General features: G+C 73.5%; 30 protein-coding genes and 1 pseudogene. 13 read left to right on the top strand and 18 right to left on the bottom strand.

All coding sequences use genetic code 11. The features are described from left to right. Window positions 1-138 precede the first annotated feature (138 nt). The 4 genes from OG245_RS34870 to OG245_RS34855 all read right to left on the bottom strand — a co-directional run bounded on the left by OG245_RS34870 (window position 139) and on the right by OG245_RS34855 (window position 3,849). Complete coding sequence (locus OG245_RS34870) at window positions 139-2,373, bottom strand: BTAD domain-containing putative transcriptional regulator (RefSeq protein WP_371627330.1); 2,235 nt, start codon at window positions 2,371-2,373, stop codon at window positions 139-141. 110 nt (window positions 2,374-2,483) lie between these two features. Continuing rightward, window positions 2,484-2,723 (bottom strand): hypothetical protein, encoded by a 240-nt coding sequence (locus tag OG245_RS34865; RefSeq protein ID WP_371627329.1) that lies wholly within the window; start codon window positions 2,721-2,723, stop codon window positions 2,484-2,486. Next, window positions 2,705-2,893 (bottom strand): hypothetical protein, encoded by a 189-nt coding sequence (locus OG245_RS34860; RefSeq protein ID WP_371627328.1) that lies wholly within the window; start codon window positions 2,891-2,893, stop codon window positions 2,705-2,707. Before OG245_RS34860 ends, OG245_RS34865 begins: the two co-directional genes overlap by 19 nt. Next, window positions 2,890-3,849, bottom strand: coding sequence for an EamA family transporter (locus OG245_RS34855; RefSeq protein ID WP_371627327.1), 960 nt, complete (start codon window positions 3,847-3,849; stop codon window positions 2,890-2,892). The genes OG245_RS34860 and OG245_RS34855 overlap by 4 nt, the downstream gene beginning before the upstream one ends. A gap of 199 nt (window positions 3,850-4,048) precedes the next feature. Between OG245_RS34855 and OG245_RS34850 the strand changes: the two genes are divergently transcribed. Both OG245_RS34850 and OG245_RS34845 read left to right on the top strand, forming a co-directional pair. After that, entirely contained in the window at window positions 4,049-4,924 is an 876-nt protein-coding gene (locus OG245_RS34850) for a LysR family transcriptional regulator (protein ID WP_371627326.1), read from the top strand. 279 nt (window positions 4,925-5,203) lie between these two features. Continuing rightward, the gene (locus OG245_RS34845; protein WP_371627325.1) at window positions 5,204-5,911 is read left to right on the top strand and encodes a 2-phosphosulfolactate phosphatase; all 708 of its coding nucleotides are present in this window, start codon (window positions 5,204-5,206) and stop codon (window positions 5,909-5,911) included. A 42-nt stretch (window positions 5,912-5,953) separates the two neighbouring features. On the opposite strand, the gene OG245_RS34840 is transcribed toward OG245_RS34845, so the two are convergent. Next, window positions 5,954-6,364 (bottom strand): arsenate reductase ArsC, encoded by a 411-nt coding sequence (locus tag OG245_RS34840; protein WP_371627324.1) that lies wholly within the window; start codon window positions 6,362-6,364, stop codon window positions 5,954-5,956. Window positions 6,365-6,468: 104 nt separating this feature from the next. Here OG245_RS34840 and OG245_RS34835 point away from each other — a divergent pair, with 104 nt between their 5' ends. Next, window positions 6,469-6,777 carry an ArsR/SmtB family transcription factor gene (locus OG245_RS34835; protein WP_371627323.1) on the top strand — a complete coding sequence of 103 codons (309 nt, stop codon included), beginning with the start codon at window positions 6,469-6,471 and terminating at the stop codon, window positions 6,775-6,777. Beyond that, window positions 6,774-7,889, top strand: a complete 1,116-nt coding sequence (arsB, locus tag OG245_RS34830) for an ACR3 family arsenite efflux transporter (RefSeq protein ID WP_371627322.1) — start codon at window positions 6,774-6,776, stop codon at window positions 7,887-7,889. The genes OG245_RS34835 and arsB overlap by 4 nt, the downstream gene beginning before the upstream one ends. Window positions 7,890-7,944: 55 nt before the next feature. Here the strand turns inward: arsB and OG245_RS34825 are convergent, their stop codons facing one another. Together OG245_RS34825 and OG245_RS34820 are read right to left on the bottom strand one after the other, a co-directional pair. Then, entirely contained in the window at window positions 7,945-8,451 is a 507-nt protein-coding gene (locus OG245_RS34825) for an N-acetyltransferase family protein (protein WP_371627321.1), read from the bottom strand. A gap of 16 nt (window positions 8,452-8,467) precedes the next feature. Beyond that, window positions 8,468-8,851, bottom strand: coding sequence for an ArsR/SmtB family transcription factor (locus OG245_RS34820; protein WP_371627320.1), 384 nt, complete (start codon window positions 8,849-8,851; stop codon window positions 8,468-8,470). Window positions 8,852-9,092: 241 nt separating this feature from the next. On the opposite strand from OG245_RS34820, the gene OG245_RS34815 reads away from it, so the two are divergent. Further along, window positions 9,093-10,487 (top strand): NAD(P)-binding domain-containing protein, encoded by a 1,395-nt coding sequence (locus OG245_RS34815; RefSeq protein WP_371627319.1) that lies wholly within the window; start codon window positions 9,093-9,095, stop codon window positions 10,485-10,487. Window positions 10,488-10,513: 26 nt separating this feature from the next. Here OG245_RS34815 and OG245_RS34810 read toward each other — a convergent pair. Next, window positions 10,514-11,251: pseudogene (locus tag OG245_RS34810) on the bottom strand (APC family permease); the annotation flags it as partial. A 45-nt stretch (window positions 11,252-11,296) separates the two neighbouring features. Continuing rightward, the gene (locus tag OG245_RS34805) at window positions 11,297-11,872 is read right to left on the bottom strand and encodes a rhodanese-like domain-containing protein (RefSeq protein ID WP_371627318.1); all 576 of its coding nucleotides are present in this window, start codon (window positions 11,870-11,872) and stop codon (window positions 11,297-11,299) included. An 82-nt stretch (window positions 11,873-11,954) separates the two neighbouring features. Between OG245_RS34805 and OG245_RS34800 the strand changes: the two genes are divergently transcribed. Next, on the top strand, window positions 11,955-12,242 hold the full coding sequence (locus OG245_RS34800; RefSeq protein ID WP_371627317.1) for a metal-sensitive transcriptional regulator: 288 nt from the start codon (window positions 11,955-11,957) through the stop codon (window positions 12,240-12,242). A 20-nt stretch (window positions 12,243-12,262) separates the two neighbouring features. Here the strand turns inward: OG245_RS34800 and OG245_RS34795 are convergent, their stop codons facing one another. Genes OG245_RS34795 through OG245_RS34785 form a run of 3 tightly spaced genes read right to left on the bottom strand, consistent with a single transcriptional unit; the run spans window position 12,263 to window position 14,747 of the window. Then, entirely contained in the window at window positions 12,263-13,006 is a 744-nt protein-coding gene (locus OG245_RS34795) for a sulfite exporter TauE/SafE family protein (RefSeq protein WP_371627316.1), read from the bottom strand. Further along, window positions 13,003-13,374, bottom strand: a complete 372-nt coding sequence (locus tag OG245_RS34790) for a rhodanese-like domain-containing protein (RefSeq protein WP_371628072.1) — start codon at window positions 13,372-13,374, stop codon at window positions 13,003-13,005. Before OG245_RS34790 ends, OG245_RS34795 begins: the two co-directional genes overlap by 4 nt. A gap of 8 nt (window positions 13,375-13,382) precedes the next feature. Continuing rightward, window positions 13,383-14,747 (bottom strand): rhodanese-like domain-containing protein, encoded by a 1,365-nt coding sequence (locus tag OG245_RS34785; RefSeq protein WP_371627315.1) that lies wholly within the window; start codon window positions 14,745-14,747, stop codon window positions 13,383-13,385. A gap of 271 nt (window positions 14,748-15,018) precedes the next feature. Here OG245_RS34785 and OG245_RS34780 point away from each other — a divergent pair, with 271 nt between their 5' ends. Then, window positions 15,019-15,198: a hypothetical protein gene (locus tag OG245_RS34780; RefSeq protein ID WP_371627314.1), complete on the top strand. Its 180-nt coding sequence runs from the start codon at window positions 15,019-15,021 to the stop codon at window positions 15,196-15,198. 170 nt (window positions 15,199-15,368) lie between these two features. Here the strand turns inward: OG245_RS34780 and OG245_RS34775 are convergent, their stop codons facing one another. Continuing rightward, entirely contained in the window at window positions 15,369-16,814 is a 1,446-nt protein-coding gene (locus OG245_RS34775) for an NAD(P)/FAD-dependent oxidoreductase (RefSeq protein ID WP_371627313.1), read from the bottom strand. Window positions 16,815-16,939: 125 nt separating this feature from the next. Here OG245_RS34775 and trxA point away from each other — a divergent pair, with 125 nt between their 5' ends. Continuing rightward, window positions 16,940-17,338, top strand: a complete 399-nt coding sequence (gene trxA, locus OG245_RS34770) for a thioredoxin (RefSeq protein ID WP_371627312.1) — start codon at window positions 16,940-16,942, stop codon at window positions 17,336-17,338. A 142-nt stretch (window positions 17,339-17,480) separates the two neighbouring features. Here the strand turns inward: trxA and OG245_RS34765 are convergent, their stop codons facing one another. Both OG245_RS34765 and OG245_RS34760 read right to left on the bottom strand, forming a co-directional pair. Beyond that, window positions 17,481-17,753: a hypothetical protein gene (locus OG245_RS34765; protein ID WP_007451487.1), complete on the bottom strand. Its 273-nt coding sequence runs from the start codon at window positions 17,751-17,753 to the stop codon at window positions 17,481-17,483. Window positions 17,754-17,808: 55 nt separating this feature from the next. Continuing rightward, window positions 17,809-18,831 carry a LacI family DNA-binding transcriptional regulator gene (locus OG245_RS34760; RefSeq protein ID WP_371627311.1) on the bottom strand — a complete coding sequence of 341 codons (1,023 nt, stop codon included), beginning with the start codon at window positions 18,829-18,831 and terminating at the stop codon, window positions 17,809-17,811. Window positions 18,832-18,976: 145 nt separating this feature from the next. Between OG245_RS34760 and OG245_RS34755 the strand changes: the two genes are divergently transcribed. Next, window positions 18,977-19,444, top strand: a complete 468-nt coding sequence (locus tag OG245_RS34755; protein WP_329162407.1) for a type II toxin-antitoxin system PemK/MazF family toxin — start codon at window positions 18,977-18,979, stop codon at window positions 19,442-19,444. 30 nt (window positions 19,445-19,474) lie between these two features. Here OG245_RS34755 and OG245_RS34750 read toward each other — a convergent pair whose 3' ends face one another. After that, window positions 19,475-20,296, bottom strand: a complete 822-nt coding sequence (locus OG245_RS34750; protein WP_371627310.1) for a TIGR02452 family protein — start codon at window positions 20,294-20,296, stop codon at window positions 19,475-19,477. A gap of 145 nt (window positions 20,297-20,441) precedes the next feature. Here OG245_RS34750 and egtA point away from each other — a divergent pair, with 145 nt between their 5' ends. From egtA to egtD, 4 genes are read left to right on the top strand one after another with little or no spacing between them, the layout of a single operon-like run. After that, window positions 20,442-21,848 carry an ergothioneine biosynthesis glutamate--cysteine ligase EgtA gene (gene egtA, locus OG245_RS34745; RefSeq protein ID WP_371627309.1) on the top strand — a complete coding sequence of 469 codons (1,407 nt, stop codon included), beginning with the start codon at window positions 20,442-20,444 and terminating at the stop codon, window positions 21,846-21,848. Then, window positions 21,845-23,248, top strand: a complete 1,404-nt coding sequence (egtB, locus tag OG245_RS34740; protein ID WP_371627308.1) for an ergothioneine biosynthesis protein EgtB — start codon at window positions 21,845-21,847, stop codon at window positions 23,246-23,248. The genes egtA and egtB overlap by 4 nt, the downstream gene beginning before the upstream one ends. Beyond that, complete coding sequence (egtC, locus tag OG245_RS34735; RefSeq protein ID WP_371627307.1) at window positions 23,248-24,003, top strand: ergothioneine biosynthesis protein EgtC; 756 nt, start codon at window positions 23,248-23,250, stop codon at window positions 24,001-24,003. Before egtB ends, egtC begins: the two co-directional genes overlap by 1 nt. Next, window positions 24,000-24,962, top strand: coding sequence for an L-histidine N(alpha)-methyltransferase (gene egtD, locus OG245_RS34730; RefSeq protein ID WP_371627306.1), 963 nt, complete (start codon window positions 24,000-24,002; stop codon window positions 24,960-24,962). The genes egtC and egtD overlap by 4 nt, the downstream gene beginning before the upstream one ends. Here the strand turns inward: egtD and OG245_RS34725 are convergent. Both OG245_RS34725 and OG245_RS34720 read right to left on the bottom strand, forming a co-directional pair. Next, window positions 24,905-25,786: a lysophospholipid acyltransferase family protein gene (locus OG245_RS34725; protein ID WP_371627305.1), complete on the bottom strand. Its 882-nt coding sequence runs from the start codon at window positions 25,784-25,786 to the stop codon at window positions 24,905-24,907. The two genes, egtD and OG245_RS34725, sit on opposite strands and share 58 nt — an antisense overlap. Continuing rightward, a complete protein-coding gene (locus OG245_RS34720) occupies window positions 25,783-26,628 on the bottom strand; it encodes a GNAT family N-acetyltransferase (RefSeq protein WP_371627304.1) in 846 nt (281 codons plus the stop codon). Before OG245_RS34720 ends, OG245_RS34725 begins: the two co-directional genes overlap by 4 nt. Window positions 26,629-26,759: the final 131 nt, after the last annotated feature.

The following is a 26,759-nucleotide window of genomic DNA, read 5'->3' as shown; positions in this document are numbered from 1 at the left end:
GGTCTCGCGGTGCCGCAACGTTACGATTCCCGCCTGGCCGCGCTCCTCCAGTCCGGCCAGAGGGAGGGGAGCGCCGACGAAACCGGCAGCGACTGAGGAAACCTGCGTTGACCTGCCTGTCTGCCGGTCGTTGCCGACCTAGCCCCGGGAACCGGCAGAAGAGACCGAACTGCCGGAGCAGTTGCCCTCCCCTCTCTCCTGTCTGCGTTCCTGTCCGTCGACGCTCCGGATGAGTTCGCGCGCCCGGGCGTGGTCGAGCCGTCGGCGTGCGGCGTGCGCTTCCTCGCCGCTGGCCAGTTCACGGGCGTAGGCGTGCAGCAGGACGTCCAACTCGAAGCGACCGAACGCCCGTTGACGCACCAGATGGGCGTCCGCCAGGCCCACCAGGACTCGGGCCACCGCGGCCGGTGTCGAGTCCGCCAGGGCCGCGGCGTCCTCCAGGGTGACCTCGTGGCCCGGCAACAGGCCGAGGAGCCGGAACATCCGCCGCGCACCGGCCGGAAGCGCACGGTAGGAGAGGTCGAAGGCGGCCCGCACGGCCGAGCTCCGGTCTCCTTCGATGTGCAGTCGGCCGATGAGGCCCTCGCCCTCCAACTCGGCGCAGTGGTCGGCGATACGGGCGTTGCCGGCCACCAGGTTGGCGGCGGCGATCCGGATGGCCAGGGGCAGACCGCCGCACAGCGCCACGAGCCTGCGGGCCGCCTCCTTCTCGGCCGCGACGTTGCACGCCCCGACGATGCTGCTCAGCAGCCGGCAGGCCTCGTCCGGGCCGAGCGCGTCCAGGGCGATGCGGCGCGCGCCGTCGCCGGAGACCAGCCCGGAGAGCTCACCCCGGCTGGTGATCACCACCGCGCAGCCGCGGGCGCCCGGGATGAGCGGTCTGACCTGCTCGGCGTCGCGCGCGTTGTCCAGCACGACCAGCAGGCGCCGGTCGGCCAGCAGCGTACGGTACAGGGCCGCGGCCTCGTCCTCGTCCTCGGGCAGGTCGTGGGACCGGACTCCGAGTGCCCGGAGGAACTGTGCGAGGACGTCGCCGGGGCGCAGGGCCGGGAGCCGGGAGTATCCCCGCAGATCGATGAACAGTTGTCCGTGCGCGAAGTGTTCGCGACGCGCGTGCGCCCAGTGCGTGGCGAGGGCGGTCTTGCCGATCCCGGGCGCGCCGACCACGACGGCCAGGCGCGAGCGCCGCGCCGGATCGGACAGGACGAGGGTGTCCAACACCCGCGTCTGGGAACGCCGTCCGACGTAGGCGTCGGCCACGGCGGGCAGTTGGCCCGGGATCGGGTGGGCGATCGCCGTCCGTCCGGCCGAGGCCGAGTCGTCGAGGCGCTGCGTGCGCGGCAGTTGCCCGCGCAGCACTCGAAGGTGCGCCTCGCTGACCTCCGGGCCGGGCTCGATGCCGAGTTCCTCGTCGAGCCGGTCGCGCAGACGGCCGAACACGTCGAGCGCGGCGGCCTGTTCCCCGCTGTCGGCGAGGCCGAGGATCAGCCGGGCGTGCAGGCCCTCGTGCAGCGGCTCGGTGTTCACCAGGGCCGCCAGGACCGGGACGGCTTCCCCGGAGCGGCCGAGCAGCAGCGCCGTGTCGGCGTGCAGCAGCGCCGCCCTGACCCGGCGCTCGTCGGCCGCCACCGCGGCCGGATGCCGGCGCAGCACCGGGTCCGCGTCCGCGAGGACGGGGCCCCGCCAGCAGCGCAGTGCCCCCGTCAGCGACGTGAACAGGGCCTCCCGGTCCTGCACCCGGTGCGGCCGCTGCGCCTGGGTCAGCCCTTCGTCGAAATGGCCGAGGTCGATCTGGTTCCGGGACACCTCCAGCCGGTAGCCGGTGGGTGTCCGGGCGATGGCCTGCGGCGGAGCGCTCCGCGGGTCACCCGTGGCCAGCAGCCGGCGGGCCTGGCTGACGTAGGTGTGGATCAGGCTCGGGTGGGAGTGGGGCGGCCCGGACGGCCAGAGGATGTCGGTGATCTCCTGCTGGGTGGCGGACTCGGGGTGCTTGAGGGCGAGCAGCCCGAGGAGGCGGCGCAGCATGGGGCTGGTGACCGGGAGAGAGGTCCGGCCCCGTTGGAGTGCGAGCGGGCCGAGGACCAGCAGTCGCGGCCGGCCGGTGTCGCGCGGTGGCCCGGTGGGGGCGGCCAGCAGGTCCGCCAGCTCCTCGCCGCCCAGTCCCAGCGTCGCGGCCAGGCTTCGGAGCGTGCGCGGCCGGGGCCGCCTGGCCCGGCCGCGCTCGATGTCACGCAGCGCCCTGGTGCTGATCCCGGCCCGTGAGGCGGCGGCCTCCTGGCTCAGCCCGGCCCGCCTGCGGAGCGCTTGGATCCGTGGGCCGACCGCGCCCTGCTCCTCCCGCGGGTCCCCCGTGGCCGACGGCGTATCCGACATGTCATCCCCCCAGTCCGCCCGTGGTCAGTGTGGACTGGACCTCTGCGCCGATCAAGGGAGAAACGTCCGGCGGCCGCCCGCCGCCTCGGGGCATCCGAGCACGTGCGGGGTCAGTTCGCCCGTGCGGTCGTAAGGCGGCCGGTGGCGGCGCCGACGATCACGGCGAGGGCGACCAGCACGATCCCGAACAGGACGACGCTCGTGACGCCCACGTGGTCCGCGAACAGGCCGCCGAGCAGGGCGGTCAGCAGTCGGCGCCGGTCGACGCGCCGGCTCCATGCCACGATGAACGGCGCTCCGAGACCGGCCGCGACGCCCTGCGCCGTGACCATCAGGCCGACCGCGCCCACGGACGCCCCGAGGCTCTCGCCGATCGGGTGAGCAGGCCGATCGGCATCGGTTCCGTCGCGAGGAGGACGAACAGGCCGGCGGTGACGGCGGCTACGCCCGCCCGGCCCCGGACCGGTGGTGCCCGCTCTCCCGAGGCGGCCGGCGGGTTGGTCTCTTCGTGAACGGTCATGTCGTCTCTCCGGATGTGGTCGGGAGTGGTTCGCGGAGGTCGCGCGGCGCCGGCGCCGGCCCGGGAGCCGCGGTGCCGGGCGGGGTGGTGCCCCGGTCCCGCCCCGGCCGCTGGCCGAGGACGACGGCGCCGAGGATGACGGCCATGCCGATGATCTGGAGGACGGACAGTGTCTCGTCCTTGACCAGGTAGCCGAGCAGGGTCGCCACGACCGGACTGGCCAGCGCGAGGAAGGAGACGGCGACCGCGGGCAGGCGTTCGATGCCCCGGAACCAGACGAAGTAGCTCAGGACCGCGCCCAGGGTGATGAGGTGGGCGAACCCGAGGACGTGGGAGCCGGTGAGACGCTCCGGCAGCCCTTCCAGCGACAGCCAGAACGGCAGCAGGACCACTCCGGCCGCGGTGAGTTGCCATCCGGTGAAGGTGAGCAGGCCGACGCCCTCCGGCCTGCCCCACCGCTTCGTCAGTGTGATGCCCAGGGCCATGCACAACGCTCCGCCGACCGCCGCGAGGACTCCGGGGCCGTCCAGCGGCACCGGGCCCCTGAGGACGAGCAACGCCACTCCCCCGGCGCCCATGGCGCAGGCCAGGGCGTGGAGGGCTCGGATCCGGTCGCCGAGGAGGAGAGCGGCGAGGATCACCACGAACACGGGCTGGGCCGACATGATCACGGCGGCGATGCCGCCCGGCAGTCGGTAGGCCGCGAAGAAGAGCAGGAAGTTGAAGGCGCCGAGGTTCAGAACGCCCAGGGCCACCACACGCCACCACCAGACACCGGCGGGAAGTCTCCGGCCGAGTGCCAGCAGCACCAGCCCTCCGGGCAGGGCCCGCACCGTGGTCGCCAGGAGCGGCCGGTCCGGTGGCAGCAGCTCGGTGGCGACCAGATAGGTGCTGCCCCAGACCGCCGGAGCGAGACCGGTCAGGGCGGCTGTGCGTATGTTCTGTCTGCTCGTCATCTCGCCTCGGAGTTCCGGAGGGAATCACAGCGGCTCCGCTGTCGGGCGCGCCGGGAGAAGCCCGGGTCGCGTGGCCGACCGAAGGGGTCGGGCCCGAGGAGGCTCCTGCCGTGTGCGGTCGCCATCAGTCTCGGGCCGGGAGCATCCATGAGTCCAACACATGCTTGTCACGTGATCGATCCGGATTCACGATGGATGCATGGAGCTCCAGCAGATGCGGTACGTGATCGCCGTGGCCGAAACGAACAACTTCACGAGGGCCGCCCAGCGCTGTCTGGTGGTCCAGTCCGCGCTCAGCCACCAGATCGCGCGCCTGGAGAAGGAGTTGGGCGCCAGGCTGTTCGAACGCACCAGCCGCCGGGTCCGGTTGACACCGGCGGGCGCGGCGTTCCTGCCCGCGGCCCGACAGTGCCTGGACGCGGCGGAGCGGGCCGCGGCCGAAGTGGCGGCGACCGTCGGGGAGGTACGCGGGCGCCTCACGGTGGGCCTGATCCCCACCGTGGCCGCCGTGGACCTCCCCTCCGTCCTCCAGGACTTCCACCGGCGCCACCCCGGAGCCCGGGTCAGCCTCGGCGTGGGGGCGAGCGAGGAGCTCGTCGAGCAGGTCAGAAGCGGCGAGACGGAGGTGGCGTTCCTCGGCGTCCCGGTCACGGCCCGGCCCCGGGGTGTCCGGGCCCGGGAGCTGTCCAGGGAGCGGCTGATCGCGGTGGTCTCCCCGGCCCACCCGCTCGCCGGCGCGTCCTCGGTCGACCTTCGCCGGCTGTCGTCGGAGGTGTTCGTGGACCTCCCGGCGAGGACCGCCGGCCGTGCGCAGTCCGATCTCGCCTTCGCCGCCGCCGGCCTCACCCGCGAGGTCGCCTTCGAGGTGACGAACGCCGACTACCTGGCCCGGTTGGTCGGCGCCGGCCTGGGCGTGGCCCTGCTCCCGCCCACGTACGCCGCCGGTCTGCCCGGGGTGACCACGATCGAGGTCACGGACGCGCCGACCCGCGTCGAGTACGTGATCTGGGGCCGCGGCAGGCCGACCCCGGCGGCCGCGGCCTTCCTCGATCTCCTGGGCATCGAGGAGGACTGAGGGCTGTCCCGTGCTCCCTGGTGGATCAGCGTGCGGCGTCAGATGCGGTGCATCGCCAGGCGGAGGGACGTCCGCATACGAGATGTATGCGGACGTTCCGACAACGCGGCGAGGTGCCGTAGCTGCCGTCGCGCGCCCGCCGGGGATCACGGGGCAGCCCTTAGCCGCGGCCGGCGGCGGCCGACCCAGCGCGGCCGCCGGGTTCGCCTTCCGGGACCGCCGCTGTGAACCGCCTCACCTGCCGGGTGCTCCAGGCCGGACGTACGCGATCATGACCGGATGGAAGCTCGTTTCCTCGGCATCGCCGAGCTGACCCGCACTCCGTCCGTGGCGGTCGTGGTCGACGTCATGCGGGCGTTCACGGTGGCCGCCTGGGCGTTCGGCCGGGGCGCGGAGAAGATCGTCCTGGCCGAGTCGCTCACCGACGCCCTTGCGCTCAAGGCACGCCATCCCGATTGGGTGGCCCTCAAGGACGGTCCGCCGGCGCCCGGCTTCGACGCCGTCAACTCACCGGGCCTTCTGCGCTCACTCGACCTCGGCGGACGGACCGTGGTGCAGAAGACCACGGCGGGGACGGTGGGCGCACTCGCGGTCAGGGAGGCGTCGTTGGTGCTGTGCGCCGGCTTCGTGGTGGCGGGCGCGACGGCTCGCCTCCTGCGGCAACGCGGGTGTGAGGCCGTCACCTTCGTGGTCACCGGCGAGGAGGGGCGCGCCGAGGAGGATCTGGCGTGCGCCCAGTACATCGCGCGGAGGACCGAGCGGGGCGGGCCGGACGCGACCGCGTTCCTGCGCCGCGCCGCCGGTTCGCGCGCCGCCGCCGAACTGACGGAAGGCGTACGGCAGGGAGCCCATCCCGATGACGTCAGGCTCTGCCTCGAACTCGACCGGTTCCCCTTCGCCATGGTCGCGTCGTCGGAGGACTCGCTGATGGTCCTCCGCCCGTACACCGTGCCCTCGCCCTCGCCCGCCGACGGAACTTCCGCGTAGGGCACCGCGTCCGGCGGCCTTCGAGGCGGGGCCGCACCTCGATCAGGGTGCGATCTCGGCGATCAGGCCCTCGACGAGGATCTTGATCTCGTCGCGGATCGGGCGGACGGCGGCCACGCCGCGACCGGCCGGGTCATCGAGCTTCCAGTCGAGGTAGCGCTTGCCGGGGAAGACGGGGCAGGTGTCGCCGCAGCCCATCGTGACGCAGACGTCGGACTCACGGACCGCGTCGGCGGTGAGCACCTTCGGCGTCCCGGCCGCGATGTCGATCCCCACTTCGGCCATCGCCTCGACGGCGGCGGGGTTGACGGCGTCTGCGGGGTTCGAGCCCGCGGAGCGGACCTCGACACGGTCCCCGGCCAGGTGGGTCAGCCAGGCGGCGGCCATCTGGGAGCGGCCGGCGTTGTGGACGCAGACGAACAGGACGGACGGCTTCCCGGAGGACTCGGCCATGGTGATCGCTCTCTCCCGTCGTACGGCGGAACCCTGCCGCCGATGACTCCGATGACTTCAGCGCCCACTGGTATCAGTGAGCGCTGATGTGAAAGTATCAGCACATGCTGACTTCAGTCGATCCTGATGTGATGAGGGCGCTGGGCGATCCACTCCGCCTCCGCATCGTGAACCTGCTCGCCCGCGAGACGCTCTGCACGACGCACCTGGTGGAGGAGACCGGAGCCAGGCAGACCAACCTGTCCAACCATCTGAGGGTGCTGCGCGAGGCCGGGCTGGTGGAGACCGAGCCGTGCGGCCGCTTCACCTATTACCGGCTCAGGCCCGACGTCCTGGCCGGGCTGTCCGGGCAGTTCGCCGCGCTGGCCGAGTCCGCGCGTACCGCCGGTGAGAACAGGAGGGCCTGCCCGTGACCTCCACCGAGCCCGCCACCGCCGCCCGGGGCGCCGGCCCGGGCGGGGACGAGTCGATCGTCGGGAAGCTCTCCACCCTCGACCGCTACCTCGCCGTGTGGATCCTGCTCGCCATGGCGGTCGGGCTGGGCCTGGGCCGCGTCGTTCCCTCGATGAACGACGCCCTCGCGAAGATCGAGATCGGCGGGATCTCGCTGCCGATCGCACTCGGCCTGCTGGTCATGATGTACCCGGTGCTGGCCAAGGTCCGTTACGACCGGCTCGACCGCGTGACCGGCGACCGCAGACTGCTGGTCTCCTCGCTGGTCGTCAACTGGGTCGTCGGCCCCGCGGTGATGTTCGCCCTGGCCTGGATCTTCCTGCCGGACCTGCCCGAATACCGCACCGGCCTGATCATCGTGGGCCTGGCCCGCTGCATCGCCATGGTCATCATCTGGAACGACCTCGCCTGCGGCGACCGGGAGGCCGCAGCCGTCCTCGTCGCCCTGAACTCGGTGTTCCAGGTGTTCGCGTTCGGCCTGCTGGGCTGGTTCTACCTCGACCTGCTGCCCCGCTGGATGAACCTCGGGGACGGCCAGGGCCTGGACGTCTCCGTGTGGCACATCGCGCTGAACGTCGTCGTCTTCCTCGGCGTCCCGCTGCTGGCCGGGTTCCTCACCCGCCGCCTCGGAGAGAAGAGGATGGGGCGCGAGCAGTACGAGCAGCGATTCCTGCCGAGGATCGGGCCATGGGCGCTGTACGGCCTGCTGTTCACGATCGTCGTCCTCTTCGCTCTCCAGGGAAGGACGATCACCTCGAATCCGCTCGACGTCGCACGGATCGCCCTGCCCCTGCTGGTCTACTTCGCGATCATGTTCTTCGGGACCTTCCTCCTCGGGAAGAGCCTCGGGCTGGCGTACGACCGCACCACCACGCTCGCCTTCACCGCGGCGGGCAACAACTTCGAACTCGCCATCGCGGTGGCCATCGCCACCTTCGGCGTCACCTCCGGACAGGCCCTGTCCGGTGTCGTCGGCCCGCTCATCGAAGTGCCGGTCCTGATCGGGCTGGTGTACGTCGCGCTCGCCTGGCGGCGCGGATTCGCCTCCGGTGCGGTGACGACGGCACCGTGACGCGTCGCGGGCGCGCGGGGCCGCCGTGCGCGGGACGGCGCGGCCCAAGCGGCCGTCACCCGACGGCGGGGCTGCGGCGTTCGACGAGGACGACGTCGCGCCAGACGCCGCGGTGGCGCCCGATCCGCTCGCGTACGCCGATGACCCGGAAACCCGCCCGCGCGTGGACGGCGAGGCTGGCGGTGTTCTCCGGGAAGATTCCGGCCTGAACGGTCCAGATGCCGGCCCGCTCGGTGGAGTCGACCAGGGCCTTCAGCAAGAGGGCGGCGATCCCCCGGCCCCGCGCCGCGGGATCGACGTACACGGAATGCTCGACGACGCCCGCGTACGCGCACCGCTCCGAGACCCGGCCGGCCGCCACCCAGCCCAGGACCTCACCGAGCCCGCCGAGGGCGACGAAGCGGTGGCCGGGCAGCTTCGCGGCGTCGAAGCTCCGCCAGTCGGGCGGGCCGGTCTCGAAGGTGGCGTTGCCCTCGTCGATGCCCGCCCGATAGATCGCCAGCACCTGCTCGGCGTGGTCCGCGGTCAGCGGCGCGATCACGACTCCCGGCGCTCCGCTCACCACGCGCTCCGTCCCGTCACCCTCCCGGTCGGGCGGCGGGCCGCGTCAGCAGCCTGCCCATCCCGGCCAGCACCGACGGTTCGACCCGGTAGTAGACCCAGGTGCCGCGCCGCTCGGACGTCAGCAGCCCGGCCTCCTTCAGCTTCTTCAAGTGATGGGACACGGTGGGCTGGGAGACCCCGACATCGGAGATGTCGCACACGCAGGCCTCGCCGCCCTCGTGCGAGGCCACGGCGGAGAACAGCCGCAGCCGCACCGGGTCGCCGAGCGCCTTGAACATCCGCGCGGCCGTCTGCGCCTCGTCGGCGGTCATCGGGCGCTCGGTCAGGGGCGGGCAGCACGGCACCACGCCCCGGCCGTCGGCGGGCTCGATCAGCGGCAGCACCTTCGCTTGCGACATACCTCTATGTTGACACACGTCGAATCAGGGCGGCAGAGGTTCATCGCCGCGTAGGGGACGAGGGCGACCGCGAAGGCCGGCGAATCGAGCGGCCGCGCCCGACTGCCCCATCGAGAGCCCGAAGCAGCGCACCGGCGACCCCCTATTTCGACAAACGCCTATGTTGACGCTCATCGATACGAATGCCATCCTGGACGCCACAAGACATCGACAGATATCGAAACACGCGAGGAGTCGCGCCGTGAACGCACCCGCCGCCAACGAACTGCCCGTCGTCGTGATCGGAGCCGGTCCCATCGGGCTGGCCGCCGCGGTCCACCTGATCGACCGGGGCATCGAACCCCTGGTCCTGGAAGCCGGGGCCACCGCGGGCGCGGCGGTGCGCGCCTGGGCGCATGTGCGCCTCTTCTCCCCCTGGGGCGAGGTGGTCGACCCGGCCGCCGAGAAGCTGCTGGCCCCCACCGGCTGGACGCGGCCCGCCCCGGACACGTACCCCTCCGGCGGTGACTGGGCCGAACAGTATCTGCGGCCGCTCGCCGACGCCCTCGGCGACCGGATCCGCCTCGGCGCCCGGGTCACCGGCGTCTCCCGCTCCGGCCGCGACCGGATCGTGGACGCCGACCGCGACCGGCAGCCGTTCGTCGTCCACGTCACCCACGCCGACAGCCGCGAGGAGCGGATCCTCGCCCGCGCCGTCGTCGACGCGTCCGGCACCTGGGCCACACCGTCCCCGGCGGGCGCCGACGGCCTGCCGGCCCTCGGGGAGAAGACCGCGGCCGACCGGATCACCTACCGCGTCCCCGACCTCAAGGACCCGGCTGTCCGCGCCCGTTACGTCGGGCGGCGCACCGCGGTCGTCGGCTCGGGGGCCTCCGCCTTCACCGCGCTCTCCTCGCTCGCCGACCTCGCGAAGTCCGGCGACGGCGCGGGCGCCACCGCCGTGTGGGTCCTGCGCCGGGGCCTCTCCGCCGGCACCTTCGGCGGGGGCGACGCCGACCAGTTGCCCGCCCGCGGGGCTCTCGGACTCGCGGCGAAGGCCGCGGTCGACGAGGGGCACGCGGACGCGGTCACCGGCTTCCGGACCGAAGCGGTGGAACGCGACGCCGAGGGCCGCCTCGTGCTGGTGGGCGAGGACGGACGCCACCTCGACGCGGTCGACGAGGTGATCGTACTGACCGGATTCCGCCCCGACCTCGGCTTCCTGGACGAGCTGCGCCTCGGCCTGGACGAGCGCCTGCAGGCCCCCACCGGACTGGCCCCGCTCATCGACCCCAACCAGCACTCCTGCGGCACCGTCTACCCGCACGGGCACCGCGAGCTGTCCCACCCGGAACCGGGGATCTACCTGGTGGGCATGAAGTCCTACGGCCGCGCCCCGACCTTCCTCGCCATGACCGGCCACGAGCAGGTCCGCTCCGTGGCCGCCGCCCTCGCCGGCGACCTGGAAGCGGCCGACCGGGTCGAACTCACCCTCCCCGAAACGGGTGTCTGCGGCGGGGCGGGCCTCTTCGACGACCCCGCCGCCGCACAGTCCGACCCCGGAGGGCGCTGCGCGACGCCGGAACCAACCGTGGTCCGGCTCGGTGCCGGAGCCCCGGCCGACGGCGAGGCGGCGGGCGGCTGCTGCTCCTCCTGACCGACCTGACGCGGCTCCGCTGCGGGTCAGCGGAGCGAACGGCCGCCCACCGCCTTTCGGATACCGAAGACGGCGGCTCCGAGGACGAGGACCGCGGCGCCGGAGATCACGGCGCCCGCCGGCAGCGCGAAGGCGAGGACCGCGCAGCCGGTCAGGCCGACGGCGGGGACGAGGCGGTTCGGTCGCCCTTCCGCGGGGGTGAGCGTCCACGCGGAGGCGTTGGCGACGGCGTAGTAGGCCAGCACCCCGAAGGAGGAGAACCCGATCGCTCCGCGTACGTCGGAGGTCGGGGCGAGCACGGCGACGACCGCGCCGACGGCGAGTTCGGCTCGGTGCGGGACACCGAAGCGGGGATGGACGGCGGCCAGGACGTGCGGCAGGTGCCGGTCGCGGGCCATGGCCAGGGTGGTACGGGAGACACCGAGGATCAGCGCGAGCAGGGAGCCGAGGGCGGCGACGGCGCCGCCCACACGGACGACGGGCACGATCCGGCCCGCCCCCGCGGCGCGTACGGCATCCGCCAACGGGGCCGCGCTGTCGGCCAGTCCGCCGGGCCCCAGTACGGCCAGGGCGGCGCCCGCGACGAGGGCGTAGACGGTGAGCGCGATCGGGATGGCGCGCGGAAGGGTGCGGGCGGGATCCCGCACCTCCTCGCCGAGGGTGGCGATGCGGGCATACCCGGCGAAGGCGAAGAACAGCAGACCCGCTGCCTGGATCACCCCGCCGACACCGGCGTCCGAGCCGATGCGCAGCCGTGCGGCGTCGCGCGAGCGGGGCCTGCTGCGCCCCGAGGACGGGCCCGCTTCCGGTCAGCGCCCGCGCAGTGCCGCGAGCGTGGCGTCGAGGCCGGCCGCGTCGACGCGGTTGTGGGGCAGCTTGGCGAGCATGGCGGCCATGCCGCAGGTGTTGGTCAGGGCGGAGAAGACCAGCCCGGCCGCGATGCCCGCGGAGAGGAGCTGGAACGCGGGGTGGACGAGGAGGCCGAGGAGCAGCCCGAGGAGGACGAGGGTCCCGGCGGTGAGACGGACCTGCCGCTCCATGCCCCAGGTCGCACGAGGGGTTCCTTGGGGGCGGTGCAGGTCGTGACCGTCGGCCGCCCAGGCGCTGGTGCCACCGTCGAGCGTGGCCGCGGTGACGCCGTTCTCGGCGAGGATCCGGCAGGCGTTCCCCGAGCGGGCGCCGGACGCGCAGACGATCAGGATCTCACCGCGGTCCGCGGCCTGCCGGATGTCGGCGAGGGCCCGCTGGATCCGGTCCAGCGGGATGTTGAGCGCGCCGGGCAGGTGACCGCCGGCGTACTCACCGGGGGTCCGGACATCGATGACGGTCAGCTCGTGCAGGCGGTGGCGGGCCTCGTGGGTGGCGAGTGCGGAGGGCATGGTCATGGCGGGTGTCATCCTTTTCTTTCCGTGGGGTCCCCACCGAGGGGAGTACATTACCCCTGGGGGTATTTCATGAGGAGTGATGATGGAGCTTGATCTGGCGGGAGCGGAGCTCAAGGCGGTCCTGAACCGGCTGCGCCGGGCGCAGGGGCAGATCGCCGGGGTGATCCGGATGATCGAGGAGGGGCGGGACTGCGAGGACGTCGTGACACAGCTGGCGGCGGCGTCGCGGGCGCTGGACCGGGCCGGGTTCGCGATCATCGCCACCGGGCTCCAGCAGTGCCTGACCGAGGTGGAGGACGGCCGGCGTTCCGGTGAGTCCCGGGACGAGATGCGCGCCCGGCTGGAGAAGCTGTTCCTCTCGCTCGCCTGACGCCGGGGCGGCCCACGCGCTCAGACGACCACGTCGATGATCATGAAGGCCGCCACCGCGAACAGCACGTAGGCGAAGACCCGCCGCAGCGTGGCGCCCGCGACCTTCGCCGCCAGCCGTTTGCCGTCCCAGACCCCGAGGATCGCCGCTCCGGCGAACGGGGCGATCACCTCCCATCGGAGGTCGTCGCCGGTTCCCGACCGGGCCACGAGGGCTGCGAGGGAGTTGACGGTGATCACCAGGAGGCTGGTGCCCACGGCCTGCCTCATCCGCAGACCGAGGACGCCGACCAGAGCGGGCACGGCGAGGAATCCGCCCCCCACCCCGAGGAATCCCGTCACGGCGCCGAGACCGGCGCCGGTTCCCGCCGCTCTCACGGGCCGCGCCCCCTCCGTCGGCTCGGCGGCGGAGGGCCGGAGCATCCGCAGCGCCGCCAGGGCGGCGATCACCGCGAACGCCGCCGTGAGAGCCGCTTCGGGCACGTGATCGGTGAGGGCTCCGGCGAGGAACGCCGGGAGGACTCCCGCCGCCGACAGCAACAGCCCGGCTTTCCACGCGACATGGCCGTCTCTGGCGTGCGCGTAGAGCGCGGTCGCCGATGTGGCGGTGACGATGACGAGGCCGGCCGTGGTGGCCGACGCCGTTGAGAAGCCGAGCAGGTAGACCAGTGCCGGAACCGCCAGAACGCCGCCACCGCCACCGAGCGCACCGAGCGCCAGCCCGATCACCGTCCCGGCGACGAGGGCGAGAAGCAGGGTGCTCACGCTATCGAGCCGCCGTCACCGCGCTCGTCGACCACCGGCAGCCCCGCTGCGGCCCACGCGATCATGCCGCCCTCGACGTCCACCGCGTCCGCACCCCGCTCGGTGAGAAGCCGCACGGCCCGCTGCGAGCGGTGTCCGCTGCGGCAGATCACCACCAGCGGCCGTCCCCGGACCGACGCCGGAAGCGCCGCGCCCCCGTCCAGGGCGGTCAGCGGGGCGTGCACCGCGCCGGGAGCGTGGCCGGTTCGCCACTCGGCCTCCTCCCGCACGTCCAGCAGGACGGCCGCGGGCCGCTCCCCGCCGGTCCGGGTGCGCGCCTCGCCGACGGACACGCGTGGTCCACGCCCACGTCTACGGAACAGGAACATCGTCGACGTCACCGCTCTTCGGTGACGACGGTCAGTCCGGCCGCCGTCGCGGCGTCGAAACCGTCGTCCACGGCGACCACGTCCCGTCCCGCCGCGTCCAGCAGCGACGCGGCGATGCCCGCACGCATGCCGCCGGCGCAGTGCACCCAGACCGTGCCGTCGGGCACGTCGTCGATGCGACGGTGGATCCGGTGGATCGGGATGTGGACCGATCCCTCGATCCAGCCCTCCGCCCGTTCGGATGCGCGGCGCACGTCCAGCACGACGATCCGGCCCCTTTCCTGACCTGCCAGCTCGGCGAATGTGGCACGGGGGAAGGACGCGGCACTCTCGCCGGCGCGCATCCAGTCCGCGGGACCGCCGGTCGCGGCGGCGGCCGGTCGGTCGATGCCGACGCGCACCAGCTCCCGCTGGGCTGCGGCGAGTTGTCCGGCCGACTCGGCGAGCAGGGTGACCGGTTTGCCCCAGGGGATCAGCCAGGCGAGGTAGGTGGCGAGCTTGCCGTCCGCCTCGAAGTTGAACGCCCCGGCGACATGTCCCTGGGCGAAGGCGACGCGGTTGCGCAGATCCACCACCCACTCCCCCGCCGCGAGCCGTGCGGCGATGTCGTGGGGGTCGGCCACGGCCGGCGCGGTCAGGTCCACGGGCGCGGGCCCGGCCGCGTTGGCGGGGCTCATGTGCGCGTAGTACGCGGGCACGTCCTCCAGTCCCGCCAGCAGGTCGGCGACAAAGGTGTCCACATCCACGGTGAGAGCCGGATTGACCGTCCTCTCCCTGCCGATCGTGGTCGCCTCCCCGTCGGCCTGGGCGGACGAGCAGAAACTGCCGAACCCGTGCGTCGGCAGCACCTCGGTGTCATCGGGCAGGGCGTCCGCGAGGCGGCGGGCGGAGGCGTGCTGGGCACGGGCCAGCCGCTCCGTGAGCCTCGGCTCCACGAGATCGGGCCGCCCCACCGTACCGATGAGGAGAGAACCCCCGGTGAACGCGGCGACGGGCCTGCCGCCCTCGCTCAGCACGTACGACATGTGGTGTGGCGTATGCCCGGGCGTCGCCACCGCGGCCAGGGTCAGTTCCGCGTCGATGTCCACGGTGTCGCCGTCGGACACGGCGGTCCGGGCGAACGAAACGTGCGCTCCGGCCGGAACGTGGTAGGCGGCTCCGGTGACACGGGCCAGCTCCAGTCCGCCGGTCACGTAGTCGTTGTGGATGTGGGTCTCGACCACATGGGTTATCGCCACACCACGCCGGGCCGCGGCGGCCAGCACCCGGTCGATGTCACGCGGCGGATCCACCGCGACCGCCGCCTGCCGGCCACCGGCCACGTAACTGCGGTTGCCCAGGCCCTCCAGCTCGATGGCCTCAACGAAGAACACGGGATGCTCCTTCCGACGAGAAAATTACCCCCGGGGGTATGCGATTCACCGTAACACTCTTACCCCCGGGGGTATATTTCGAGGTGGGTGGCCGCGGCTTCGCCGTGCGGAACGCGCCGGCAGGCGATACGCCGCCCACGGCTTGTCCGGGCTTCGGGTTTCCCCGGTTCGGAGCTGCTCGGCTTCGGTACCCGGGCACCACCAGCGACACCGCGCTCACCTTGCCGGACCGGCTCCAGGAGCTGAACACGCGCCGAGGTGCCGCGTCCGCGTGCACGCCCGGCTACGCCGGTCGGATCGACCCGAGCACGCGGACAACGGCACCCGGCCGGTCGCGGGCAAGGAGGCGGACCTCGCCGCAACCGGAACGAACGGCGGCACCGCGGCGATCGCCGGGGTGGCCACCGCGCTGATCGTCACCGGCGCCGGCGCCGCCGCCGTGCCGACGTAGGAACCCACCGTCTCGGCGGCATCACCGTGCCCGTGACACCTCGCCCCGGGCGGACAACGTCCTCGGGGGAAGGTCGGCCAGGACGACCGCGTCCATGGGCGACCACTACGCCGGAGGTGATCGCCGAATCCGCCCGTTTTCCGGCCTCAACGGTGCCTCGACGGCGGCGCCTACCCCCTGAGCGTCTCCAGCAGCCTCAGCCACACCTCGCTGATCGTCGGGTACGCCGGGACCGCGTGCCACAGGCGGGCGATGGGGACCTCCCCCGCGACCGCGATCGTCGCCGAGTGCAGGAGCTCTCCGATGCCGGGGCCGACGAAGGTGACGCCGAGCAGGATCTCGCGGTCCAGGTCCACGACCATCCGGGCGCGGCCCCGGTAGCCGTCGGCGTAGAGGCCGGAGCCGGCGACCGCGGCGAGGTCGTGGTCGACGGCGCGTACGCGGTGGCCCGCGCGTTCGGCCTCGGCGAGGGTGAGGCCGACGGACGCGGCCTCCGGGTCGGTGAAGACGACCTGAGGGACGGCCGTGTGGTCGGCGGTGGCCGCGTGGGCGCCCCACGGGTCGGTCTCCAGCGGGCCGTTCCCGGCACGCGCGGCGATCGCCGCGCCCGCGATGCGGGCCTGGTACTTGCCCTGGTGGGTCAGCAGGGCGCGGTGGTTGACGTCCCCGACCGCGTACAGCCAGTCCGTGCCCTCGACGAGGCAGCTGTCGTCCACGGTGAGCCAGGAGCCGGGTTCGAGGCCGATCGTCTCCAGGCCCAGGTCGTCGGTGCGCGGGGCCCGGCCGGTGGCGAAGAGGATCTCGTCGGCCTCGATGCGGTCGCCGTCGTCCAGGTCGACGGTGACCGGGCCGTCCGGTGCGGGGCGGTGGACGGCGGTGACCGAGACGCCCGTACGGATCCGGGCCCCGGCCTCCGTCAGCGCGTCGGCGACCAGCTCGCCCGCGAAGGGCTCCATCTTCGGGAGCAGACCGCCGCCCCGGATCAGCAGGGTCACCTCGGAGCCCAGCGCCTGCCAGACGGTCGCCATCTCCACGCCCACGACTCCCCCGCCGACGATCACGAGCCGGCCGGGTGCCTCCTTGGCGCTGGTGGCTTCGCGGCTGGTCCAGGGGCGGGCCTCCTCGACGCCGGGGAGCGCGGGGACCACGGCCCGGGAGCCGGTGCACACAGCGACGGCGTGCCGGGCCGTGAGCCGGTGCTCCGTGCCGTCGGGCGCGGTGACGGTGACCGTGCGGGGGCCGGTGAGCCGGCCCGTGCCCCGGTGGACGTCCGCCCCGACGCTCTCCAGCCAGGCGACCTGGCCGTCGTCCTTCCAGTGGCTCGTCTCCTCGTCCCGGTGGGCGAGGACCGCCTCCACGTCCAGGGGGCCCAGCACCGCGGCGCTCAGCCCCGGCACCCGGCGGGCGTCGGCGCGGGCGACGACGGGGCGCAGCAGCGCCTTGCTCGGCATGCACGCCCAGTAGGAGCATTCGCCGCCGACCAGCTCGGACTCCACCACCGCTGCGGAGAGCCCGGCGGCGCGGGCCCGGTCCGCCACGTTCTCCCCCACCGGACCTGCGCCGATGACCACTACGTCGTACTCGGAGCGCTCGGAGTTCTTGCCTGCGTCAGTCATGGAAACAGTGTCCTCGCGGGTGTGCGTCCCGGCCACATGGGCAGGCGGAATAGCGCAAGTGCAGTCACCGTTGTGCCGGACAGGTCCCGTCAGGACTCCACCGGCAGAGGAAGAGGTACCCCCGTATGAGCACCGTCGAGCTCACCAAGGAAAACTTCGATCAGGTCGTCAGCGACAACGATTTCGTCCTGATCGACTTCTGGGCTTCGTGGTGCGGCCCCTGCCGGCAGTTCGCGCCGGTCTACGACTCGGCCTCCGAGCGCCACCCCGACCTCGTCTTCGCCAAGGTGGACACCGAGGCGCAGCAGGAGCTGGCGGCGGCCTTCGAGATCCGGTCCATCCCGACGCTGATGATCGTCCGCGACAACGTCGCGGTCTTCTCGCAGCCCGGTGCGCTGCCCGAGGCGGCTCTGGAGGACGTCATCGGGCAGGCCCGGAACCTGGACATGGACGAGGTCCGCAAGTCCGTCGAGGAGCAGAAGCGGGCGGCCGAGGCGGGCCAGGGACAGCCGGAGGCCCCGTAGCCGCCCTGCCCGCGCGCACGACATGCCCAGGGCCCCGACCGGCACCGTGGACACGGTGTACGCGTTCGGGGCCCTCGGTCGTGCCCGGGGCTCGTGCGGCCAGGGCTGTCCCGGTCCTGCCCTCTTCGCCCTCTTCTCGCTCTCAGGACGCCGGGCGCTCTCCCTCGGCCCCGGCGACGCGGACCGACATGCCGTAGTCCAGTTCCTCGCCGTCGATGAGCACGGCCTCCACCGTCCGGGTCTCGGGATCGACGTCGGCCTCCATGCCCTCGCCCGCGTACCGGGGGTAGCCCGAGGCCCCCGTCTCGCCGGTGGCGGCGACGACCGCGGACCGGATCGGCCGGCCGGGGGCTCCGGTCCGCGTCCTGCTGTGGTCGGGGATCAGGAGGAGCTCGTAGCTCTGCGGGTGGCTCATGCCTCCGACGCTAGACATCCGCTGTGCGTGGCGCATGTCGTCGCGCCGGAGGCGGTCAGCTGGATTCCCGGTGTACGGCGCTGGTGCGGAGCAGGTCCTGGTGGACCGGCGGCCCGCCCGGGTGCTGGACCATGCGGTCGATCGTCTCGGCCAGCGGCTGCGGCATGGCGAGTTCCATCCGGACCGTGCTCAGCCGTGGACGTAGCAGCCTGCCGATGAGGGAGTCGTCGGCGCCGATCACCGCCGTGTCGGCGGGCACGGCCACCCCCGCGTCCTGGAGGGCCCGCATCAGCAGCATGGCGTACTCGTCGTTGTACGCGAACACCGCGTCCAGTCCCAGTTCCGGCCAGCGGGCGGCCAGCTCGTGAGCGGACTCCTCCTCGTACCGCAGCGGGAGGGGACACACGCGGGCCCCCGCCGTCTCGGCGACGCGACGGGCCCCGATGAGGCGGGGTTCGGAGAAGGGCACCCGGCCCGGTTCCTGGGGCATGACCACGCCGATGTGGCGACGGCCGCGGGCCAGCAGGTGTTCCACCGCGCTGGCCCCGACCTGGCGTTGGTCCATGACCAGGCCGTGCGCTCCGGGCACCGGGCCGGGGCCCAGGGTGATCACCGCCTTGGCGCCGGAGCGGGTCAGGATGCCCGTGCCGTGCGCCGTCAGCGCGATGCCCGGCGGTACGACGACGGCGACGGGCCGCAGTTCGGCCCAGGCCGTGGCCGCCTCGTCGGCGGTGAGACCGACGCTGCCGTACTGGACGACGGTGTAGTCCAGGCGGCGCAGCCCGGACTGGAGTTCCTCGAAGAAGTACTGGTGCAGTGGTCCCGCCGGTATGTGGCCGGAGGGCAACAGGACCATGCGGCTGTGTCCGGCGCGCAGGCTGCGGGCAGCCGCGTGCGGAACGTAACCGAGCTGGAGGGCGGCCTCCCTGACCCGGCGTCGGGTGGGTTCGCTGATCCGGACGGTGGCGTTGTTGTTCAGTACGTACGACACGGTGGCCCGGGACACTCCGGCGAGGCGCGCGACATCGGCGCTGGTCGGAACGGAGACTTCGGCGGGCTGCTTGGGTAACTGGCTCATGGCGTCGGGCAGTCTTCCAGACCTGCGGGAGCGGGTTTCGGCCCGGGGCCCGCAGGTCCGGTCACGGTGGCCGGAAGGCCGCCCCGCGGTCGCGGCCCGACGCCCCGCTCCCGGGATCGGGCGGTGAAGGTTCTACGGTGTTCCGATGACCTTCCACGACAGCGCGTACCGTTCCGACAACCCCTTTGACGTGCCCGGGAGCAGCGGGCCGACCGCCACGGCGCAGGCCGATCCCGACGATGTGGGCCCCGTGCGTACCTCCTACGCCCCTGATCGCGACGGCGATCCCGACCCGGGTGAGATCGTCTGGACCTGGGTGCCCTTCGAGGAGAACGACGGGCGGGGCAAGGACCGGCCGGTGCTCGTCGTGGCCCGTGAGGAAGCGGGCACACTGCTCGCCGTCCAGCTCTCCAGCAAGCAGCACGACCGGGAACACGAGTGGGTGGCGCTGGGCGCGGGCCCCTGGGACAGCTCGGGGCGGCCGTCCTGGGCCGGTCTCGACCGGGTCCTGCGGGTCCACGAGGACGGGATGCGCCGGGAGGCGTGCGCCCTGGACCGGGAGCGGTTCGACCGGGTCGCCGGGCGGCTGCGCGAGCGGTACGGCTGGAGCTGAGCGGCGGCGCGTCGGGGGCGGCGGGAAGGGCTACCCGAAGGTCCGGGCGAAGGCGGCCCGGACGGCGGAATCGGGGTCACGGTCCAGGATCCCGAAGACGATCTGCTCGAAGTGCCCGCCGAACCGGCCGCCCACGCCCAGCAGGGCCGCGAACGCCTCCGCCACCTGTGCCGGATCGTTCTGGAAGACCCCGCAGCCCCAGGCGCCCAGGACCAGCCTGCGGTAGCCCCGTACGGCCGCGACCTCCAGCACCCGTTCGGCGCGGGAGGCCAGTGCCGCCGGGATGCGGTGGGCCTCCTCGGGGGTCTGCCGCTGGATCACCCCGGCGTTGGGCGCGGGCGAGGTGAGGAATCCGACGGTGTGGGGGGCGTCCAGGAACGCGCCGCGGTCGTCGCGGAAGACCGGCACCCCGGGCGAGTGGATCACCCGGTCGGTGTAGAAGGCGCTGCGTTCGGCTCGGTGGTGCGCGTAGTACTCGGGTGCGCGCAGAAGGGTCGCGTGGAGGGCCGAGCCGCGGCACAGGGCCTCTTCCTGGGCCTGCGCGCCGTTGAGGTAGCCGCCGCCGGGGTTGCGGGCCGAGGCGTAGCTGAGGACGGCGACCCGGCCGGGGGCCTCGCCGGTCATCCGGCGGGCCGCGGCGAGGCTGCTCTCGCCGGTGACCTCGACGTGCGGGGTGCGGTCGGTGTCCAGGGCCGCGACGGGCACCGGGTCCGGCCCGTAGAGCCTGGTGCCGGACAGCGCCGCGGTCACGGCCCGTTCGATGGACACGTCCTGACCTGCCGCGTTGCGGTAGCTCCCGGCCGCGACGACCGCTTCTGTCCCGCGCGCGATGCCGCGCAGCCGCGCGCTCACCGGCGCTCCCCCGTGTGGTGCATACGGGGCATGCTGACGGGGAACCCGGCCTGGGTGCAACCGTATTCTCCTGGCCCGGGGGCACCCTTGTGCGATCTCCGGGTACGGGTTTGGCTGGTAGGTACGCGGCTGAGAAGGAGGCCCCATGGGCTTGGACATTCCCGGCGCAACCGGCTCGCGCCCGGACGCCGCCCCCCTCGACGAGAGCGGGGCAGAGGATTTACTGCGCGGCATATGTTTCAAGACGGGCCCGCCCCGAACCGTCGGGGTGGAACTCGAATGGCTCATCCACGACCGGGCACGGCCTGACCTTCCGGTCGGGCAGGAACGACTCGACCGTGCCGTCGAGGCGGTCCGCGCGCTGCCGCTGAGCGCGGCGCTGACGTTCGAGCCGGGCGGGCAGCTGGAGCTCAGCTCGCAGCCGGCCGGCTCCCTCATGGAGTGCGTCGACACCACCGCGGCCGATCTGGCGGCGGTCCGCGCCACGCTCGGCGCGGCGGGGCTCGCACCGGTCGGGCTCGGCGTCGACCCGTGGCAGGTGCCGAACCGCAGGCTGCGGGAGCCCCGCTACGAGGCGATGGAGGCCGCGCTGGACCGTTCGGGTCCGGCGGGGCGGGCGATGATGTGCACCTCCGCGTCGGTCCAGGTCTGCCTGGACGCGGGTGAGGAGGAGCCGGGGCCGCTCGGTTACGGACGGCGCTGGCAGCTCGCGCACCTGCTGGGCGCGGTGCTGGTGGCCGCGTTCGCGAATTCGCCGTTCCAGCAGGGCCGCCGGACCGGCTGGCGCTCCACCCGGCAGTCGCTGTGGGCCGATCTGGACCCGGGCCGGACCCTCGCGCCGGGCTCCGGGCGGCCCCCGCGCGAGGCCTGGGCCGCGCACGTGCTGGACACGACCGTGCTGTGCATCCGGTGCGAGGAAGGCCCCTGGGACGTGCCGGAAGGGCTCACCTTCCGGGAGTGGATCCGTACCGGGTCGCCCCGGCCGCCGGTGCGGGCCGATCTCGACTACCACCTCACCACGGTGTTCCCGCCCATCCGGCCGCGCGGTCATCTCGAACTGCGCATGATCGACGCGCAGAGCGGGCCCGACGGGTGGCTGGTGCCGCTCGCCGTCGCCACGGCGCTGTTCGACGACCCGGAGGCCGCCGAGACCGTGTACCGCACCGTGAAGCCGCTCGCGGAGACCGCCGGAGCACCGGTGGCGCCGCGCAACGCGCTCTGGACGGCGGCCGCCCGCGAGGGGCTCGCCGACCCGGAGCTGCGGGCCGCGGCGACCGTCTGTTTCGGGGCGGCGCTCCCGGCGCTGGAGCGGATGGGAGCGAGCGGGGCGGTGCTCGACACCGTGGCCGCCTTCACCGACCGCTACGTCGCCCGGGGCCGATGTCCGGCCGACGACCTGCCCGAGCCCGGCGAGCTGAAAGCACTGGGCGAACTGACGGATCAGAGCCTGTCGGCCGATCGGAGCCTGCTGACCGGGCCGAGCCCGCTGAGCGGTCCGAGCCTGCTGGGCGATCACCTCCCGCCGCGCCCCGGAAAGGCGGCTTCCGCATGACCGAGCACCGTGAAGACACCCTGCACCGCGAGCACTCCGACGCCTTCGATCCGGCCGGCTCCACCGCGTCGACCGGCTTCCCCGTCGTGCCCGGCACCGATCCGGAGGCCCTGCGGCGGCGTGCCCTCGCCGCGCTGCTGTCCGCGCGCGAGCGCACCGCCCTGCTCACCGACAGCGTGGACGACGGTGAACTGACCTCTCAGCACTCTCCGTTGATGTCGCCGCTGGTCTGGGACCTGGCGCACATCGGCAATCAGGAGGAGCAGTGGCTGCTGCGCGCCGTCGGCGGCCGGGAGGCGCTGCGCCCGGAGATCGACGGACTCTACAACGCCTTCGAACACTCCCGCGCCTCGCGTCCCTCGCTGCCGCTGCTGGCCCCCGCCGAGGCCAGGACGTACGCCTCCGACGTACGGGGGCGGGCACTGGACCTGCTGGAGGGCGCACCGCTGCACGAGGGCGGACGACCGCTGGAGCGGGCCGGATTCGCCTTCGGCATGATCGCCCAGCACGAACAGCAGCACGACGAGACGATGCTGATCACCCATCAGCTGCGCGCGGGCCCCGCGGCGCTCACCGCACCCGCACCGCCGCCGCCCGTCGATGCCGAGGCGCTCGCGGACGACGTCCTGATTCCCGGGGGCCCGTTCACGATGGGGACCTCCGCCGAGCCGTGGGCCCTGGACAACGAGCGGCCCGCGCACCGGCGCGACGTGGCGGCGTTCCACCTGGACACCTCGCCCGTCGCCTGTGGCGCCTACCTCCGATTCATCGAGGACGGCGGGTACGGGGACAGCCGGTGGTGGGCGCCCGAGGGCTGGGCGATGGTCCGCGAACACGACCTGACCGCACCGCTGTTCTGGCGGCGGGAGGCGGGACAGTGGCTGCGCCGCCGGTTCGGGGTGACCGAGGCGGTGCCGGAGGACGAGCCGGTGCTGCACGTCAGCTGGTACGAGGCGGACGCGTACGCCCGCTGGGCGGGGCGCAGGCTGCCCACGGAGAGCGAGTGGGAGAAGGCCGCCCGCCACGATCCCGCCTCCGGCCGTTCCCTGCGCTACCCGTGGGGCGACGAGGACCCGACGCCGGAGCGGGCCAACCTGGGGCAGCGCCACCTGCGTCCCGCACGGTCCGGGGCGTATCCGGCGGGACGATCGCCCTCCGGGGCGGGGCAGTTGATCGGCGACGTGTGGGAGTGGACCTCCAGCGACTTCCTGCCCTATCCGGGGTTCGTGGCGTTTCCCTACCGGGAGTACTCGGAGGTGTTCTTCGGTCCGGGGCACAAGGTGCTGCGCGGCGGCTCGTTCGCCGTGGGCGAGGTCGCCTGCCGGGGCACCTTCCGCAACTGGGACCTTCCGGTACGGCGGCAGATCTTCTCCGGTTTCCGCACCGCGAGGGACGCCTGATGTGCCGTCACATCGCCTATGTGGGCGAGCCGGTGACGCTGGGCGATATCCTGCTGCGGCCTCCGCACGCCTTGGTGCGGCAGTCCTGGGCGCCGCGTCACCAGCGCTACGGCACGGTGAACGCGGACGGTTTCGGAGTCGGTTGGTACGCAGACGGCGATCCGGTGCCCGGACGCTACCGCCGCCAGGGCCCGATATGGGGCGACGAGACCTTCACCGACCTGGCCCGGGTGGTCCGCAGCACCGCGCTGCTCGCCGCTGTACGGGATGCCACCGAGGCGGGTGCGGACGGGGAGGCCGCGGCCGCGCCGTACACCGCCGGGCGGCAGTTGTTCAGCCACAACGGGATGGTGCGGGGCTGGCCCGGCTCACTCGCCGACGCGGCCGCCGCCCTGCCCGCCGAGAGGCTCCTGGCGCTGGCCGCCCGTAACGACTCGGCGCTGGTCTGGGCGCTGATCCGCCACCGGACCGACGCCGGGGACGATGTGCCGCGCGCCGTCGCGGAAACCGTGCGGGAGGTCGCGGCCGCCGCGCCCGGCTCCCGGCTGAATCTGCTCCTCACCGACGGGGAGACGATCACGGCGACCGCCTGGGGCGACACCCTCTGGTACCTCACGACGCCGGGCCGCCGCACCGCGGTCGCCTCGGAGCCGTACGACGACGACCCGCTCTGGCGCGAGGTCCCCGACCGCACGCTGCTGGTCGCGACCTCCACGGACGTCCTGCTCACCCCGCTCAAGGAGCCCACCGCGTGAGTCCCTTCCTGCTGACCCGCACCCTGCCGGTGGACGCGACGGACGCGGCGCTGCGCGCCGACGTCCTCAGCGGCCTGACCCGGCACCCCAAGACGCTGCCGCCGAAGTGGTTCTACGACGCCCGCGGCAGCGAGCTGTTCGAGGAGATCACCCGGCTGCCGGAGTACTACCCGACCCGCGCGGAGCGGGAGATCCTCCAGGCGCGTGCCGAGGAGATCGCCGCCGCTTCGGGCGCCCGGACCGTGATCGAGCTGGGCTCGGGCTCCTCCGAGAAGACCCGCCATCTGCTGGACGCGCTCCCCGAGTTGCACAGTTACGTCCCCGTGGACGTGAGCGAGAGCGCGCTGACCGGGGCGGCCGAGTCGCTGCTCGCCGAGCACCCGGGGCTGTCCGTCCACGCGCTGATCGCGGACTTCACCGGGGGCCTGGCCCTGCCGGGGACACCGGGGCCCCGGCTGGTGGTGTTCCTGGGAGGCACGATCGGCAATCTGCTGCCGGAGGAGCGGGCGACGTTCCTGCGGTCGGTGCGCTCACTGCTCTCGCCCGGTGACGCGCTGCTCCTCGGCACGGACCTGGTGAAGGACGAGGAGACGCTGGTGGCCGCGTACGACGACGCGGCCGGGGTGACGGCGGCCTTCAACAAGAACGTCCTGAACGTCGTCAACCGTGAGCTGGGAGCCGACTTCCCGCTCGACGACTTCGATCACCTCGCGGTGTGGAATCCGCGGGACCGGTGGATCGAGATGCGGCTGCGGGCCCGCCGGGCGCTGAGCGTCAAGATCCGGGAGCTGGAGCTCGTGGTGCCGTTCGAGGCCGGTGAGGAGCTGCGTACGGAGGTGTCGGCGAAGTTCCGGCGCGAGGACGTCGGCGAGGAGCTTGCCGCCGCCGGTATGCGGCTTACTCAGTGGTGGACGGACGCGGCGGGGCGGTTCGCCCTGTCGCTGGCCACCGTGGTCTGACGGGGCGGGAGGCGGGCTCCGGGTCCGAGGACGGCCGCCCGTGCTCTGCGGGCCAGGGCGCGGCGGCCGCCCTCGCCGTACGCGGGGATCGGCGCGAGGACGTCGACCCGGGCGGTGAGCCCGGCCGCCCGTACCACCCGCCACAGGGAGGCGGCGAGCGGGTCGGACCCGACGAACGCGACGGCGCCGGCGGCCGGTCCGCAGTGGTGCTCCGCGGTGCGGTAGGCGATGCGGACCGGCCGGACCGTCGCGCCGGCGTCGATCGCCGCCTGGAACACGGCGGGCCGGAAGGCGCCGGCGTCCCGGCCGCACCAGGTGCTGCCCTCGGGGAAGACCACGACCCGGGAGCCGGAGCGCAGGGCCGTGGCGACGGTCGACACGGCGGCGGGCAGAGCGCGCAGCCGGTCGCGTTCGATGAACAGGGTGCCGCCGAGCGCGGCGAGGGGCCCGAGCAGGGGCCAGCGCCGGATCTCACTCTTGGCGACCGTCCGGCCGGGCAGCACGGAGGCGATCAGCGGGATGTCGAGCCAGGAGATGTGGTTGGCGACGACGAGTTCGCCGCCCGCGGCGGGCTCCGGAGCATGCCGCCGCACGGTGACGCGTACGCCGAAGGCCCGGGGGACGGAGCGCGCCCAGCGCCGGGTCAGGCGGCGGCGCGGACCGGCCCCGAGCAGCCGTACGAACGGGACGCAGACCACCCCCAGCAGGACCAGTGCGCAGCCGGCCAGCAGCAGGAGCGCGGCGGGCAGCGGGGCGCGTACGGCTCCGGAGTGCCGGGCGCAGCCGTCCGGGGTGCACGGGGCGACGGGCAGCCAGACGCTCATCGCAGCGGGGCCAGGGAGAGGAAGTGGCGCAGGTAGCGCGGGTCGGTGCGGCGCAGCGAGAGCAGGACGTACAGGTCGGCGACGTTGAAGTCGGGGTCGTGGGCGGGGGCTCCGCAGACCTGGGCGCCGAGCCGGAGGTAGCCGCGCAGCAGGGGCGGGAGGTCCGCCCGGGAGCCGGCTTCCGGGCCGTGCGCGGAGGAGTCCCAGAGGCGGTGCGGGGTGACCCAGTGCTTCTCGGGCGCGAGGTGGCTCGCGCGTACGGTGTTCCAGCTCCGGGCGGCGCTCGCGCCGCCGTCGGCCAGCGGGAGGGAGCAGCAGCCCGCGATCCAGGTGTGGCCGGTGCGCTCCATGTAGCGGGCGAGTCCGGCCCAGACGAGGGCGATGACCGCGCCGTCGCGGTGCGCGGGGTGGACGCAGGAGCGGCCGGCCTCGACGAGGTCGTCGCGGATCGGGGCGAGCCGGGTGAGGTCGAACTCGCTCTCCGCGTAGAGGCGTCCGGCGATCCTGGCCCGGTCCGGCGGCAGCAGCCGATAGGTGGCGACGACCTCCCCGGTGGCGGTCTCACGGACCAGCAGGTGGTCGCAGTACGCGTCGAAGGCGTCGCTGTCCAGGCCGGGTTCGGGCCCGTCCAGCCGGGCCCCCAGCTCCCCGGCGAACACGAGGTGGCGCAGGCGCTGGGCCGCGGTGACGTCTTCCTGGCAGGTGGCGAGGGAGACCCGGTAGGCCGGTTCCGGGGCGCCGACGGGATCAGGGGCCGGAACGGCCGCCGGGGCGGGGGCGGAGGCGCGAACGGACGTGGGGGCGGGGGCGGCGGGCAGCGGGGCGACGGGCAGCACGGTCATGGCGGTCTCCGGGGACGGAAGAGGCGAGGGGCGCTGCCGGGCTGTCGCGGGGTGCGACGGCCCGGCCCCTTACTTCTTCCGTCACCGGCTGGATTCGACGTGACCGCTGTGGGGAGCGGGGATGTGCGACG

This window comes from Streptomyces sp. NBC_01116, from assembly GCF_041435495.1.
GTDB lineage: Bacteria > Actinomycetota > Actinomycetes > Streptomycetales > Streptomycetaceae > Streptomyces.
This window is presented reverse-complemented; position numbering and strand designations above follow the sequence as displayed.